The 13850-nt window shown below is 76.1% G+C and carries 11 protein-coding genes; 6 read left to right on the forward strand and 5 right to left on the reverse strand.

Translation table 11 applies throughout. The features are described from left to right. Positions 1–41: 41 nt before the first annotated feature. Positions 42–1271, reverse strand: coding sequence for an MFS transporter (locus ACYVO2_RS08755; RefSeq protein ID WP_461007057.1), 1230 nt, complete (start codon positions 1269–1271; stop codon positions 42–44). Positions 1272–1328: 57 nt separating this feature from the next. Between ACYVO2_RS08755 and pdxR the strand changes: the two genes are divergently transcribed. From pdxR to ACYVO2_RS08770, 3 genes are all read left to right on the forward strand, one after another. Beyond that, positions 1329–2774 carry a MocR-like pyridoxine biosynthesis transcription factor PdxR gene (gene pdxR / locus ACYVO2_RS08760; protein ID WP_461007058.1) on the forward strand — a complete coding sequence of 482 codons (1446 nt, stop codon included), beginning with the start codon at positions 1329–1331 and terminating at the stop codon, positions 2772–2774. A 108-nt stretch (positions 2775–2882) separates the two neighbouring features. Beyond that, positions 2883–3890, forward strand: coding sequence for a permease (locus tag ACYVO2_RS08765; RefSeq protein WP_461007059.1), 1008 nt, complete (start codon positions 2883–2885; stop codon positions 3888–3890). An 11-nt stretch (positions 3891–3901) separates the two neighbouring features. Further along, positions 3902–4642, forward strand: coding sequence for a TIGR03943 family putative permease subunit (locus ACYVO2_RS08770; RefSeq protein WP_461007060.1), 741 nt, complete (start codon positions 3902–3904; stop codon positions 4640–4642). A gap of 25 nt (positions 4643–4667) precedes the next feature. Here the strand turns inward: ACYVO2_RS08770 and ACYVO2_RS08775 are convergent, their stop codons facing one another. The 4 genes from ACYVO2_RS08775 to ACYVO2_RS08790 all read right to left on the reverse strand — a co-directional run bounded on the left by ACYVO2_RS08775 (position 4668) and on the right by ACYVO2_RS08790 (position 9629). Continuing rightward, positions 4668–5423 carry a class I SAM-dependent methyltransferase gene (locus tag ACYVO2_RS08775; RefSeq protein WP_461007061.1) on the reverse strand — a complete coding sequence of 252 codons (756 nt, stop codon included), beginning with the start codon at positions 5421–5423 and terminating at the stop codon, positions 4668–4670. A 177-nt stretch (positions 5424–5600) separates the two neighbouring features. Further along, positions 5601–6818 (reverse strand): aminotransferase class V-fold PLP-dependent enzyme, encoded by a 1218-nt coding sequence (locus ACYVO2_RS08780; protein ID WP_461007062.1) that lies wholly within the window; start codon positions 6816–6818, stop codon positions 5601–5603. Between the two features lie 2 nt (positions 6819–6820). Further along, the gene (locus ACYVO2_RS08785; protein ID WP_461007063.1) at positions 6821–8140 is read right to left on the reverse strand and encodes a pyridoxal-phosphate dependent enzyme; all 1320 of its coding nucleotides are present in this window, start codon (positions 8138–8140) and stop codon (positions 6821–6823) included. Next, complete coding sequence (locus ACYVO2_RS08790; RefSeq protein ID WP_461007064.1) at positions 8130–9629, reverse strand: Y4yA family PLP-dependent enzyme; 1500 nt, start codon at positions 9627–9629, stop codon at positions 8130–8132. Before ACYVO2_RS08790 ends, ACYVO2_RS08785 begins: the two co-directional genes overlap by 11 nt. Before the next feature lie 548 nt (positions 9630–10177). On the opposite strand from ACYVO2_RS08790, the gene ACYVO2_RS08795 reads away from it, so the two are divergent. From ACYVO2_RS08795 to ACYVO2_RS08805, 3 genes are read left to right on the forward strand one after another with little or no spacing between them, the layout of a single operon-like run. Further along, positions 10178–11314 (forward strand): sugar ABC transporter substrate-binding protein, encoded by a 1137-nt coding sequence (locus ACYVO2_RS08795; RefSeq protein ID WP_461007065.1) that lies wholly within the window; start codon positions 10178–10180, stop codon positions 11312–11314. Then, positions 11311–12837 carry a sugar ABC transporter ATP-binding protein gene (locus ACYVO2_RS08800; RefSeq protein WP_461007066.1) on the forward strand — a complete coding sequence of 509 codons (1527 nt, stop codon included), beginning with the start codon at positions 11311–11313 and terminating at the stop codon, positions 12835–12837. Before ACYVO2_RS08795 ends, ACYVO2_RS08800 begins: the two co-directional genes overlap by 4 nt. Then, the gene (locus ACYVO2_RS08805) at positions 12830–13825 is read left to right on the forward strand and encodes an ABC transporter permease (RefSeq protein ID WP_461007067.1); all 996 of its coding nucleotides are present in this window, start codon (positions 12830–12832) and stop codon (positions 13823–13825) included. Before ACYVO2_RS08800 ends, ACYVO2_RS08805 begins: the two co-directional genes overlap by 8 nt. Positions 13826–13850: the final 25 nt, after the last annotated feature.

The raw sequence follows: 13850 nt of genomic DNA on the forward strand, positions 1-13850 counted from the left end.
CCTTCGGTTGGTTCGCCCCAGCGGCGAACGGTGGTGAGCGGTCAGACCCGGTCCGGCAGCGGGGTGCGCACCCGCTCGGTGGCCCACAGCGCCACGCCCGTCAGGGCCAGCGCCCCGCCCGCCGCGCACACCCCGGACCAGCCCAGCAGCGGGTGCAGCGTGACCGCGAGCGCGCCGCCCGCCGAGCCGCCGAGGAAGTAGGCGGACATGTAGGCGGTGGTGACGCGCGAGCGGATCTGCGGGCGGTAGCCGTAGATCCGGGCCTGGTTGAGCACATGGACGCCCTGCACGCCGATGTCCAGCAGCAGGATCCCGGCGACGACCAGCGCCAGCGTCGTCTCGCCGAGCAGCAGCGCCCACGACGCGGCGATGGCGCCGAGCAGCAGCCCGGTCGCGGTGTGGGCGTGGCCGCGGTCCTGGGCCCGGCCCGCGGGCTGCGCGCACAGCGCCCCGGCCGCGCCGAGCAGCCCGAACAGGCCGATGGCCGCGGAGGAGTACCCGTAGGGCTCCTCGGCGAGCATGAACGGCAGGGCGGTCCACAGCAGTTGGAAGCTGCCGAAGCCGATGGCGCCGATCGCCATGCGGCGGCGCAGGAACGGCTCGCCGCGCACCAGCGACCCGACCGAGGCCAGCAGCCGCGGATAGCTGGAGCCGGGGGCCACCGGCAGGTCGGGCAGCCTGGTGCGCAGGATCAGGGCGAGTGCGGCGATGAGCACGGCGGCGGTGCCGTACACCAGCCGCCAGCCCGCGATCGCGTCCAGGGCCCCGGCGACGGTGCGGGCCAGCAGGACGCCGAGCAGCAGCCCGGTCATCAGCGTGCCCACCACCCGGCCGCGCTGGTCGTCCCTGGCCAGGGTGGCGGCCATGGGGATCAGCACGTTGATGGCCGAGCCGGTGACGCCGACGACGGTCAGCGCCGCCACCAGCGCCCAGGCGCCGGGCGCCGCGGTGGCGGCGGCGAGCGCGACCGCGTCCACGGCGAGCATCGTGGTGATCAGGCGGCGCCGGGCCAGGAGGTCGCCCAGCGGCACCAGCAGCACCAGGCCGGCCGCGTAGCCGAGCTGGTTGAGCGTCACGCACAGGCCCACGACGCCGGAGGACACCCCGAAGGCGTCCTTCAGGTCGGGCAGCAGCGGCTGCGCGTAGTAGTTGTTGGCGACGATCATCCCGCACGCGGCGGCCATGAGCAGCACCAGCGACCGCGGCAGCCCGCTGCCGGGGGCCGCGGTGCCCGCCCCGGCCCTGCCCGGCCTTGCTCGGTCACCTGTCATACGAGCAGGCTAGGGAGGTCGTGGCCCGGATTGCTGGGCCAGAAGGAGGGCGTGAATTTGGACCAGAACGCGGGGGCCGGGGCGCGGGCGGACGGGGGCCGCGCCGCGGTGCGGGCGGGTGGGCTGGACCTGTACATCGAGATGGCGCCGTGGGGCGGGCGGGGGCGGGCGGTGGAGCGGGCCCTGCGCACGGCGATCGTCGAGGGGCGGCTCCAGTCGGGCACCCGGCTGCCGACGACCCGGGACCTGGCCGCCGAGCTCGGCCTGTCCCGGGGCACGGTCAGCCAGGCGTACGGGCAACTGGTCGCCGAGGGGTGGCTGTCGGCGTCGGGCCGAGCGGGCACCTTCGTGGCCACGCAGCCGTCGCCCGAGCCGCAGCGCCCGCGGGCGCCGGGCTCCGTCGCCCGGGCGCCGCGCCACGACCTGGGCCCCGGCCGCCCGGACGTGTCGGCGTTCCCGCGCCAGGCGTGGCTGGCGGCGCTGCGCCACGCGGTGCACGAGGCCCCGGCGGAGGCGTTCGGCTACGGCGACCCGCGGGGCCGGGTCGAGCTGCGCACGGCGCTCTCGGGCTACCTGGGCCGGGTCCGCGGGGTGCGGGTGGACCCGGCCCACATCGTGGTGTGCTCCGGGTGCACACAGGCCCTGGGGCTGCTCGCCGACGTGTTCGCGGAGTCGGGGGTGCGCCGGGTGGGAATGGAGAACCCGGCGCTTTCGGACCACGCCAGGGTCGTCGGCAGGCGCCTGGCGGTGGTGGACGCGGACGTGGACGGCGAGGGCCTGGACGTGGCGGCCCTGGAGGCGTCGGACGCGGGGGCGGCGGTGTGCACCCCGGCCCACCAGTTCCCGCTGGGCGTCAGCATGAGCCCGGCCCGCAGGGCGCGCCTGCTGGCGTGGGCGCAGGAGCGCGGGGGCTGGGTGGTGGAGGACGACTACGACGGCGAGTTCCGCTACGACAAGCGCCCCGTCGGCGCCCTCCAGGGCCGCCACCCGGCGCGGGTGGTGTACCTGGGCTCCACCAGCAAGTCCCTGGGCCCGGGGGTGCGCCTCGGCTGGATCGCCTGCCCGCCGCCGCTGCTGGAGCCGCTGGTGGAGGCCAAGCGCCTGGCGGACCGGGCGACCAGCCCGCTGGACCAGTTGGCGCTGGCCAGGATGCTCACCACGGGCGCCTACGACCGGCATCTGCGGACGGTGCGCCGCGCCTACCGGCGGCGCCGCGACGCGCTGTCCGCGCGGGCCGCGGAGCGCCTGCCGCACGCCCGGGTGACCGGGATCGCGGCGGGGCTGCACGCGATCCTGGAGCTGCCCGCCGCCGCGCCCGCCGAGGAGGACGTGGTGGCCGCGCTCCGGGCGGCGTCGGTGAGGGTGCACCCGCTGGGCGGGTACCTCAGGGGGGCGCCGCCCGCCCCGGCGGCGCCGCGCCTCGTGGTGGGCTACGCGACACCGCCCGCGCACGCCTACGGCCTGGCCCTGGACGCGCTGTTCGACACCCTCACCGCGCTGTGAGCCCGCCGGGCGGGCCGGGCGCGGCCGGCGGCGGGGCGGCGGGCCCGGGGACTTGTTGACTGTGGTTTTCTTTGTCAGAAGAGCTCGCGGCGGCCTAGAGTCACCCGCATGCCCCTCTCCCTCGGCGACCGGGCGTCCGGCACGGCGCCGCACCCGCCCGCCCGGCGCACGCCGCCCTCCGTCCCGGCGGGGCTCGCGGTGGCGGCGGTCGTCGCGGTGGCCCTGGCCGCGGGGCTCGCGCCGGACGGGGCCGCGGTGCGGTCGTGGCGCACGGTGTTCACCGCCGTGGTGGTGCAGGGCCTGCCCTTCCTGCTGTTCGGCACGCTGGTGTCCGCGGCCGTGGCCGCGTTCGTGCCCGAGCGGGTGTTCACCCGGGCGCTGCCGCGCCGCCCGGCGCTGGCCGTGCCCGTGGCCGGGGCGGCGGGGGCGGTGCTGCCCGGGTGCGAGTGCGCGTCGGTGCCCGTCGCCGGGAGCCTGATTCGGCGCGGGGTCACCCCGGCGGCGGCGCTGGCGTTCCTGCTGTCGGCGCCCGCCATCAACCCGGTGGTGCTGGTGTCCACCGCGGTGGCGTTCCCCGGCAGCCCGGAGATGGTGGCGGCCAGGCTCGTCACGTCGCTGGCCACCTCGGTCGCCATGGGCTGGCTGTGGCTGCGGTTCGGCCGCGCGGAGTGGCTGCGCCTGCCGGGGCGGGTCACCGGGCACGCGCCGGGCGCCTCCCGGTTCGAGGAGTTCCGGCTGGGGCTCCAGCACGACTTCCTGCACGCGGGCGGGTTCCTGGTGGTGGGCGCGGCGGCCGCGGCGACGTTCAACGTGGCGGTGCCGCCCTCGGCGCTGGAGGCGTTCACCGGCTCGCCGTGGCTGGCGGTGGTCGCGCTGGCGGTGCTCGCGGTGCTGCTGTCGGTGTGCTCCGAGGCGGACGCGTTCGTGGCGGCGTCGCTGACCGGCTTCTCCCCGACCGCGCGGCTGGCGTTCATGGTGGTCGGCCCGATGGTGGACCTCAAGCTCATCGCCCTCCAGTCGGGCACCTTCGGGCGGGCGTTCGCCGTCCGCTTCTCCGCGGCCACCTGGGTGGTCGCCGTGGCCTTCAGCGCGCTGACCGGGTGGTGCCTGCTGTGAGACGGAACGCCGTGAAACGGAACCTCGAGATCCTGCTGATCCTGCTCACCGGGGTGGCGCTGCTGCACATCACGGTGGCGACGGACCTGTACCTGCACTACGTCAAGCCGGGGATGCGCCCGCTGCTGATCGGCTCGGGGGCGCTGCTGGTGCTGCTCGGGTTCACCGCGGCGGCGCGGGACGGCTTCCCGTTCCCCCGGCCGCGGCCCGGGGACGGGCACGGCGGGCACGGCGGGGGGCAGCACGGACACGGGCCGGGGGTGGCGTGGCTGCTGTGGGTGCCGGTGCTGGGGCTGCTGTTCTTCGCGCCCCCGGCCCTCGGCGCGTACACCGCCGCCCGGGACGCGGACCGGCCCGTCGCCAAGGCGGCGGACAGCGCCTATCCGCCGCTGCCGGAGAGCGCGGTCGTCCCCCTGGCGCTGAAGGACTTCGCCGCCCGCGCGGTGTGGGACACCGGCGGCTCGCTGCGCGGCAGGACGGTGCGGCTCACCGGCTTCGTCACGCCGGGGAAGGACGGGGTGTGGCACGTCAGCAGGCTCACCGTCACCTGCTGCGCCGCCGACGCCCAGGTGCTGAAGGTGGCCGTGCACGGCGCGGCGGCGCCGCCCGCGGACAGTTGGGTGAGCGTCACCGGCACCTGGCGCCCGCAGGGCCGGGTGGGCACCGACTCGGCCCGCCCGGCGCTGGACGCCGCCGAGGTGGCGGCCGTGCCCGAGCCGCGCAACCCGTACCGGGACACGGCGGGCGGCTGACCGGGACGGCCCGCCGGGGACGGGGTCAGCGGACGGCGACCAGCACGTGGTGGTCGCCGAACTGCCAGACCGGGGCGACGCCGGTGAAGCCCGCCTCGCGCAGCAGCTCGGTGTGGCGGCACAGGGTGAGGCCGTTGTCGCGGGCGTGGTCGGTGCGGCGCGCGGCGCGCTCGGCGAACAGGTCGGCCAGCTCCGGGTCGCGGGCCGCCGCCGCCCACCAGGACTGCCAGTCCTCGGTGTCGAGCGCGCCCTGCCGCTCGGCGCGGCGCCGCCTGACGTGGGCGGCCAGGCCCGCGGGGGCGTCGTCGGCGCGCGGCAGGTGGTCGGCGTTGACCAGCACGCCGCCGGGCCGCAGCAGCCCCGCCAGGTCGCGGTAGACGCGGAGCAGGGTGTCCTCGGGCAGGTAGTGCAGCGCGGTGGTGGAGACGGCGGCGTCCAGCGGGCGGGTCAGGCCGAGCTCGCGCACCCAGCCGTCGGCGCCGATCACCGCGTCCACGAACCTGGCCGCGCCGTCGTGGTGGGTGCGGCCGAGTTCGAGCAGCAGGGGGTCCATGTCCACGGCGACCACCTCGGCGCGCGGCAGCCGGGCGGCGAGGCGGGCGGCCAGCGAGCCGGGGCCGCAGCCCAGGTCCACCACCAGCGGGCGGTCCCGGGCGACCGTGGCGTGCTCGACGACGTCGGCGACGACCGCGAACCGCTCCTCGCGGTCCACGGCGTACCGCTGCTGCTGGTGCTCCCAGCGCTCCACCCACAGCTCGGCCGTCCCCATGCTCAGACCCATCTCGCCTCACCTCACGCGTCTCACTGCCCCCGGGGAGCGTCAGAGGCCACTCTACATGGAAACGATTGCCATTAACGGTGGACGAGGCGTCCGGGTGACGGGCCGCCGGGCCGGACGGGGGACGCCCGTCCGGCCCGGCCGGGCGGAGCAGCGGCAGAGCAGGGCGAGGCGCGCGGCTCACCGCAGCGCCGCCAGCACCTCCAGCAGCCGGTCGATCTCCTCGGGGGTGTTGTAGACGTGCAGGCTCACCCGCACCGAGTGTTCCTTCTCGCCGCCGTCGGCCTGGCAGTGGCCGTCGGAGCGGACCATGAAGCCGTGGCTGTAGAGGATGAACCCCAGGTCGCCGGAGTCGATCGCGCGGTGCCGGAAGGTGACCAGGCTGCGGCGGCGCTGCACCGGCGAGTCCGCGGCCAGGCTCGCCCGGCAGCCCAGCACCCGGTAGGCGTCCAGTCGCCGCAGGCCCTCGGTGAGCCGGGCGGTCAGCGCCACCGTCCACCGCTCGATGCGGTCGGTGCCCGCCGCGTCCAGCCAGTCCAGCGCGGCGGTCAGCCCGGCCGCGCCCGCCGTGTTGGGGGTGCCGCTCCAGCCGCCCGGCGCGAACTCGGGACCGCGCGCCTGACGGGCCCACACCGCGCCGGTCCCCGGCGGGGCCATGGCCTTGTGGCCGGAGAACACCACGAAGTCCACGTCCAGGTCGGCCACGGACACCGGCAGGTGGCCCACGCTCTGCGCGGCGTCCAGGCAGATCGGCACACCGGGGCCGACGGCGGCGCGCAGGCGGTGCACGTTCATGTCGGCGCCGTACACGTGGTGCACATGGGTGGCCGCGACGAACCGGGTGCGCGGCCCGGCCAGCGCGGCCAGCGCCGCGTCGTCGTAGTCGCCCGACTCGTCCTGGCGGGGCATCGGGCGCACGGTGACCCGCACCCCCTGCCTGGCCAGCAGGTCCCGCGCCTCCAGCCAGGGCGCGCAGTTGGCCTGGTGGTCGGCGAACGGGACGACGATCTCGTCGCCGTCGGACAGCCACCCGGTGAGCCAGTCCCTGGCGACGGTGCGCAGGCCCTCGCTGGCGCCGCTGGTCAGGTGCACCGCGGAGCGCTCGGGCGCCGGGTCGCGCAGGAACTCCCTCACCCGCCGCCGGGCGCCCTCCACCAGCGCCGTGGTGGCGTTCGCCCACGGGTAGGTGCCGCGCCCGGCGTTGGCGTTGCCGGTGGTCAGATAGGTCTGGACGGCGTCGAGGACGGCGCGCGGCTTCTGGGAGGTGGCCGCGCTGTCCAGATAGGCCAGCTCCGGGTTGGCGGTGATGATGGGGAACTGCTCGCGCAGGGCGGTGTGCCAGGCGCGCAGCTCCTCCGGGAACGGCGCGCCCGTGCCGCACGGGGTGGTCACCGTCATGGTCAGTCCCGCACCAGGGGGGCGCCCGCGTCCCGCCAGGCGATGATGCCGCCGGACAGGCTGCGCACGCGCTCGTGGCCCATGCGGGTGAGCAGCGCCGCGTACCGGGCGGACTGCTCCCCGACCGGGCAGGCCAGCAGCACCGGCTGCCGTCTGCCGAACGGCAGGCCGCCGCGGACCAGCTCGTCGAACAGCTCGTCCACGATGTTCACCGAGCCCTCGATGTGCAGCGCCGCGTAGGCGAACGGGCTGCGCAGGTCCACCACCAGCGGGCGCTCCTCCGCGATCCAGGCGCGCGCCCGGTCCACGTCCACGGCCGGGGCGGCGCGCACCTCGGCGTCGCCGAGCGCGGCCGCCGAGTCCTGGCGGGGCGGCTGCCCGAGCAGCTCGGGGCGGCGCTGCCGCACGTACGACAGATAGCTCTCGATGCGGTCGCAGACGATGAACACCGCGGTGGCGCGCTCGGTGCGGGCGGCGTCCACCCGCCTGAGGTGGCGGACCGCGCCCAGGTAGGCGGCGCCGCCGGTGGGCCCGGCGAGGATGCCGCAGCGGCGGGCCAGGACCAGCATGCCGTCGATGGCCTCGTCCGCGGTGACCGACTCGATGGTGTCGTAGGTGGCCGGGTCGAACAGGCCGACCTCCCTGACCTCGTCGATGGTGCGGATGCCGGGGATGAAGTCGGACTTGTGCGCCACCAGGCCGACGACCCGCACGTCCGGGTTGTGCTCGCGCAGCACGCCCGCCACCCCGGTGGAGGAGCCCGCCGTGCCGACGCAGGCGATGAACCAGTCGGGGGCGCGGCCGTCGAGGTCCTTGACGATCTCCGGTCCGGTGCCCGCGGTGTGCGCCTGCGTGTTGAGGTCGTTGTAGTACTGGTCGGTGTGCAGATAGGTGCTGCCGGGCCGGTTCAGCGCCTGGTGGAACTTGGTGAGCGGGTCGTCGGTGTCGGTGGGGTCCAGGCACTCGCTGCGGCCGGGCAGCTCCTCGATCTCGGCGCCGAGCAGCAGGAGCAGCTCCTTGATCTCCGGGATCTTCATGCGGTTGGTGACGGACTTGAACCGCAGCCCGTGCATGCCCGCGATCACCGCGAGCGCCTTGGCGGTGTTGCCGCTGGACAGCTCCACCACCGTGCTGCCGCGCTCGGCGGCCTCCGCGAGCCGGGGGCGGGCCATGTTCCAGGCGGCGCGGTCCTTGACGGACCCGAACGGGTTGAGCAGCTCCAGCTTGGCGTACAGGTCGATGTGGGCGAGGCCGTGCACGGCCGGGTCGATGCGGACCAGGGGCGTGTTGCCCACGGCATCGGTGATGCTGTCAAACCTCATGCGGCTCTCCCCGGACGGTGCTCGGCCAGTACTGGTCGTCCAGACTCCAGTGCCAGGTCCCCGCCTCCCTCCAGACGGCTGCCTTGCGGGCGATCGGCTGGAACTGCGCGTGGTCGGCCTGGAAGTCCATGCAGTAGCCCGCGGTGTTGACGAACGCCATCAGGTCACCGGGGCGGGGCGCGCGGGGCAGGAACACCGTCCTTCGCGTGATCATGTCGGATTCGAGGCACAGGTTGCCCGCGAGGTGGACGGCCGCGGGCCCGCCCGCCTCCCCCGCCGCCGTCCCGCCCGCCGTCGTCCCGCGCGGCAGCAGGATCGGGTCCATCAGCACGCCGTGCTCCTCCAGGGCGGCGTCGTCGGCGTTCATCTCCAGGCGGACCAGCAGGGGGCCCTCGGTGGGGCGGACGTCGGCGACCCGGGCGAGGGTCAGGCCGCAGCCGTCGAGCAGGGCGCGGCCCGGTTCGGTGCACAGGTCGTACAGGTTCTCCAGCAGCAGCGTGGCCAGGCGGCGGCCGCCGAAGGACGGGGCGGGGGCGGACAGCAGCTCGTCCAGGTAGCGGTCGCCCGCCACCGCCCGGTGGGCGGGGTACAGGGCCAGGGCGCCGCGCAGGGTGCCGTTCTCGTTGCGCAGGCCGTAGCCGTGGTCGCGCCAGGTCAGGGACGGGCGGGTGCCCAGGACGGCGTTGGTGAGCTCGGTGGTGTAGCGCTCCCACTGGGCGGCGTCCGCCAGGTAGCTGACGCCGAACCCGCCGCCGATGTCGATGGTGCGGGGCCGCAGGCCGCGGCGGCGGCACTCGTCCATCACCCGCAGGCAGCCCTCCAGCGCGGCGGCCTTCTCCGCCAGGCTGGTGGTGTCCAGGTGGAAGGCCACGCCGGTGAGGTCCACGCTGTCGCGGTGGGCCTCCACCGCGTCCAGGAGCCCGCCCAGCTCGCGCACGGGCGTGCCGAAGCGGCTGCGGCGGGCCAGCACCCGCACCCCGCCGGGGGCGGGGAACTCCGACAGCCGCAGCAGCACCCGGACCCGGGGCAGGCCGTGGCCGCGGACCAGGGCGGCCAGGCGGTCCAGCTCCTGGCGGGAGTCGGCGTTGACGGCGGCGCCGGTGCGGGCGGCCAGCCACAGGAACTCGGGGCTCTTCGGGCCCGTCGCCATGATCCGGTCGGGGGTGAAGCCGCAGCCCAGGGCGTGCTGGAGCTCGCCGAGCGAGGCCACGTCCACACAGGAGTCGGTGGCGGCCAGGCGGCGCACCACGGCGCTTGACCGGTTGGCCTTGTGGGCGTAGTGGATCTCCCCCGCCAGGTGGTGGCGGCGGTAGACGGCGCGGAACCGGTCCAGGTTCTCGGCGGCGCGGTCGGGGAGGACGACGTTCAGGGGCGAGCCGAGCGCGGCGACCAGGGTGTGCAGGAGCGCGGGGGACGCCAGCAGCGAGGCGAGCGGCTCGTCGATCCGGGGCGTGAGGTGGAGCGGCTCCCCGGGCGCGGGCACACCCATGCGCGGCACCTCCCCCCGGCGACCAGAACACGCGCACTCCGACAGCGCCGGGTGGTCGGGTGACCACACCGACGGATGTTCGTGTTAACCATTTCCATCGCCACCGCGCTTTAAGCCGGGAATGCCGGACGCGCGGGATTGAGGCGGGTGGTGAGGGGGTGTGGGCGGGTTGCGGAGGGGTGGTGGGCGCGGACGGAGAGGGGGCCGGAGGGGCGGGTCGAGGCAGGTGGGCGGGGGTGTGGGCGGCTTGTGGGGGTGGTTCGGGCGCGGGGTGGAGGGCGGCGGAGGGGAGGCGCGGGATCGGGACGGGCGGCGGGGACGCGGACGGCTCGCCGGGGGTGGGTGGCTCGGCGTGCTCCCGTGCGGCGGGGCCGGCTCCGTGACCCGTCCGGCGGGGGGCGCCGGGCCGCGGGGGTGCCCCGTGCGCCGCGCTTCCTCCCGCGCGGTGGGGGGATATGCGGCTATTGTGGCTTTTCCGAGGAGGGAAAACGCCGGGAACGTCGCGCCGGGCCGGGAGCCGGGCAGCTCAGCAGGGTGTGTGATCGCGCATGGCGCCAGAGACGACGAGGCGGCCCCCGCCCGCCGCGCCCGGGAACGGCACCCGGCGGCCGCTGTCCGGCCCGCGCCGGTCGCGCCCGGGCGGCCCGCCCCGCGCCCGCCCCCGCCCCTGGGCCAGGGCCGGCAGGCTCGCCGTGGCCGGGGCGGTCGCGGCGGGGCTGGTCGCCGGGTGCGGGGGCGGGGGCGGGCAGGCCGGGACCGGGGAGGTGGGGGTGGTGCTGCCCCTGCTGACCTCGCCGTTCTGGCAGGCGTACAACGACCTCATCCCCCGCCGGGGCGCAGCGGAGGGCGTGCGGACCCTGCCCACCGTCAACTCCCACTCCGACGCCGGCCGCCAGATCACCGACATCCAGAACCTGCTCGCCCAGGACGTGTCGGGCCTGGTCGTCTCCCCGCTGGACTCCGCCGCCGTGGTGGCGGGCCTGCGGGCCGCCGAGCGGGAGGACGTGCCCGTGGTCGCCGTGGACGTGCGGCCCGACTCCGGCAAGGTGGCCATGGTGGTCAGGGCCGACAACCGCGCCTACGGCGAGAAGGCGTGCCGCCATCTGGGCGAGGCGGTGGGGCGCGGCAAGGTCGTGCAGGTGCAGGGCGACCTGGCGTCCGTCAACGGCCGCGACCGCACCGAGGCGTTCGACGCCTGCATGGCCGAGCACCACCCGGAGATCGAGGTGCTGGACGTGGCCGCGGGCTGGCAGGCGGAGAAGGCCGCGGCCGGACTGGAGGCGCTGTTCGCCGCCAACCCCGACATCAAGGGCCTCTACCTCCAGGCCGGGGGCGTGTACCTGGCGCCCGCCCTGCGCACCTTGGAGCGGCGGCACGCGCTGGTCCCCGCCGGGCGGCCCGGCCACGTCGTGATCGTCTCCAACGACGGCATCCCGCAGGAGCTGGACGCCATCAGGAAGGGCCTGATCGACGCCACCGTCTCGCAGCCCGCCGACCTGTACGCCAAGTACGCGATGTTCTACATCAAGCGGGCGATGGCCGGGGAGACCTTCCGCCCCGGCCCCACCGGCCACGGCAGCACCGTGGTCCGCCTGCCCGGCGGGATGCTGGAGGACCAGTTGCCCGCCCCCCTGGTGACCAGGGCCAACGTGGACGACCCCGGGCTGTGGGGCAACCGCCGATGACGGGCCCGGCCGTGGTGGAGGCGCACGGGGTCACCAAGCGGTACGGGGCGACGGTGGCGCTGCGGGAGGTGGGCATCGCCGTGCTGCCCGGGGAGTCCCACGCCCTGGTGGGCCGGAACGGGGCGGGCAAGTCCACGCTGGTGAACGTGCTGACGGGCATGGAGCGCCCGGACGAGGGCCGGGTGCTGTTCCACGGGGAGCCCGCCCCGGCGCCGGCCGACCGGGAGGCGTGGCGGCGGCGGGTGGCGTGCGTGCACCAGCACTCCACGGTGATCGGCGCGCTTTCTGTGGCGGAGAACCTGTTCCTGGGCCGCTGGCCCACCGTCCGCGGCCCGGTCGTCGGCTGGCGGCGGATGCGCCGGGAGGCGGGCGCCCTGCTGGAGGAGTGGGGCGTGCCCGTGGACGCGGCGGCCCGCGCGGACCGGCTGGGCGTGGCGGAGGGCAAGCTGGTGGAGATCGCCCGCGCCCTGTCGCTCGGCGCCCGCCTGGTCATCCTGGACGAGCCGACGGCGCAGTTGGACCGCCGGGCCGCGGGGCGCCTGTTCGCGCACATGCGGCGGCTGAAGGAGGCCGGGGTCACGTTCCTCTACATCTCGCACCACCTGGTGGAGCTGAGCGAGGTGTGCGAGGTGGTGACGGTGCTGCGGGACGCCCGCCGGGTGCTGACCGCCCCGCTGGCCGGGCTGCCGGGCCCGGCGCTGCTGGAGGCGATGACGGGCGAGCCGGCGCGTTCCCGGCCCGAGGAGCGCCCGCCCCGGCGCCCGCCGCCCGCCTCCGCGCCCGTCGCCCTGCGGGTGGAGCGCCTGTCCGGGCCCCGTGTCCGCGAGGTGAGCCTGGCCGTGCGGGCCGGCGAGGTCGTCGGGTTGACCGGGCTCGCCGGGTCGGGCGCGCACCAGGTCGGCGAGGTGGTCGCGGGGCTGCTGCGGGCGCGCGGCGGCCGGGTGGAGGTCATGGGGCGCCCGCTGCGCACCGGCAGCGTCACCGCGGCGCTGGCCGCGGGCGTGGGCTGCCTGCCGCGCGACCGGGCCGTGCAGGGCATCCTGCCGGGCCTGTCGGTGGCCGAGAACATCACCCTGCCGGTCAGCGGCAGCCTCGGCCCGTTCGGCCTGGTCCGGCCGCGGGTCAGGGACGTGACGGCCCGCCGGGCGATCGCCGCGCACGGCATCGTCACCCGAGGGCCGCGCCAGCCGGCCGGGCAGTTGTCCGGCGGCAACCAGCAGAAGGTGGCCATGGCCAGGGCCCTGGCCGCGGACCCCCGGGTGCTGGTGCTGCTCGACCCGACGGCCGGGGTGGACGAGGCGTCCCGGCGGGCCCTGCTGTCGGTGGCGGAGCGCGCCGGGCGGGAGGGCCGGGCGGTGCTCGTGGTCTCCGACCAGTTGGCCGACCTGCGGGTGTGCGACCGGGTGCTGGTGATGACGGGCGGCCGCGTCACCGCCGAGTACCCGGCGGGCTGGGCCGGCCACGAGCTCGTCGCCGCGATCGAGGGAGCGGCTCCGGCCGCGGAGGGAGGCGGCGGTGGATGAGTCGGCGAGGCTCCCGGCGCGGCGGCTGGCCGTGGCCCGGGCGCACGACCTGGCGCTGCTGCCCACGGTGCTGCTGCTCCTGCTCGCGGGCGGCCTGGCCGACGACGACTTCCTCGACCGGGACAACCTGGTCAACGTGCTGGGCGCGTCCTCCGCCCTGGCGCTGCTGGTGCTCGGCGAGGCGCTGATCCTGATCAGCGGCCGGATGGACCTGTCGCTGGAGTCGGTGGCCGGGTTCGCGCCCGCGCTCGGCCTGCTGCTGGTGGTCCCGGCCGCCTCCGCGGGCTTCGGCACGCAGGTGCCCGTGTGGCTGGGGCTGCTCGCGGTGCCGGTGGTGGGCGCGTGCGTGGGCGTGGTCAACGCCGTGCTGATCGTGGCGCTGGGGCTGAACGGGTTCATCGTCACCCTGGCGATGAACATCGTGCTGCGCGGCACGCTGATCGGCATGGTGTCCGGCCGCACCCTGTTCGACGCGCCGGAGGAGTTCCTGTGGCTGGGCACCGAGAACTGGCTCGGCCTGCCGGTGTCGGTGTGGCTGGCGGGGGCCTGCTTCGCCGTGGCCGGCTTCCTGCTGCGCCACCACCGGGCGGGCCGGGCCGTGTACGCCACCGGGGGCGGGGCGCGGGCCGCCAGGGCGGCGGGGGTCCGGGTGGGGCGGGTGGGCTGGACGGTGCTGATCACCGGGGGGGCGCTGGCCGCCGTCGCGGGTCTGGTCATCGCCGGGCGGGTCGGGGCGCTGAACGCCAACCAGGGCAGTGGACTGATCTTCACGGTGTTCGCCGCGGCGGTGATCGGCGGCATCAGTCTGAGGGGCGGCAGGGGATCCCTGCTCGGCGCGCTGCTGGGGACGCTGCTGCTGGGCATGCTGGAGAATCTGCTCACTCTGGCACAGGTCTCCTCCTTCTGGATCCAGGCCATCTACGGTGGGATCATCCTCGTCGCGCTGATCGTCGCCCGGCTCGCCACCGGCGAGGCGCAGGAGTCTTAATATGGCAGAAATATCATCCGCATCT

This window comes from Streptomyces capparidis (genome assembly GCF_054782095.1).

Coding starts and splice junctions, on each gene's coding strand:
- ACYVO2_RS08800 (WP_461007066.1), top strand. CDS start 11,311: ATGACGGGCCCGGCCGTGGTGGAGGCGCACGGGGTCACCAAGCGGTAC.
- ACYVO2_RS08765 (WP_461007059.1), top strand. CDS start 2,883: ATGCCCCTCTCCCTCGGCGACCGGGCGTCCGGCACGGCGCCGCACCCG.
- ACYVO2_RS08780 (WP_461007062.1), bottom strand. CDS start 6,818: ATGACGGTGACCACCCCGTGCGGCACGGGCGCGCCGTTCCCGGAGGAG.
- ACYVO2_RS08790 (WP_461007064.1), bottom strand. CDS start 9,629: ATGGGTGTGCCCGCGCCCGGGGAGCCGCTCCACCTCACGCCCCGGATC.
- ACYVO2_RS08755 (WP_461007057.1), bottom strand. CDS start 1,271: ATGACAGGTGACCGAGCAAGGCCGGGCAGGGCCGGGGCGGGCACCGCG.
- ACYVO2_RS08795 (WP_461007065.1), top strand. CDS start 10,178: ATGGCGCCAGAGACGACGAGGCGGCCCCCGCCCGCCGCGCCCGGGAAC.
- ACYVO2_RS08775 (WP_461007061.1), bottom strand. CDS start 5,423: ATGGGTCTGAGCATGGGGACGGCCGAGCTGTGGGTGGAGCGCTGGGAG.
- ACYVO2_RS08785 (WP_461007063.1), bottom strand. CDS start 8,140: ATGAGGTTTGACAGCATCACCGATGCCGTGGGCAACACGCCCCTGGTC.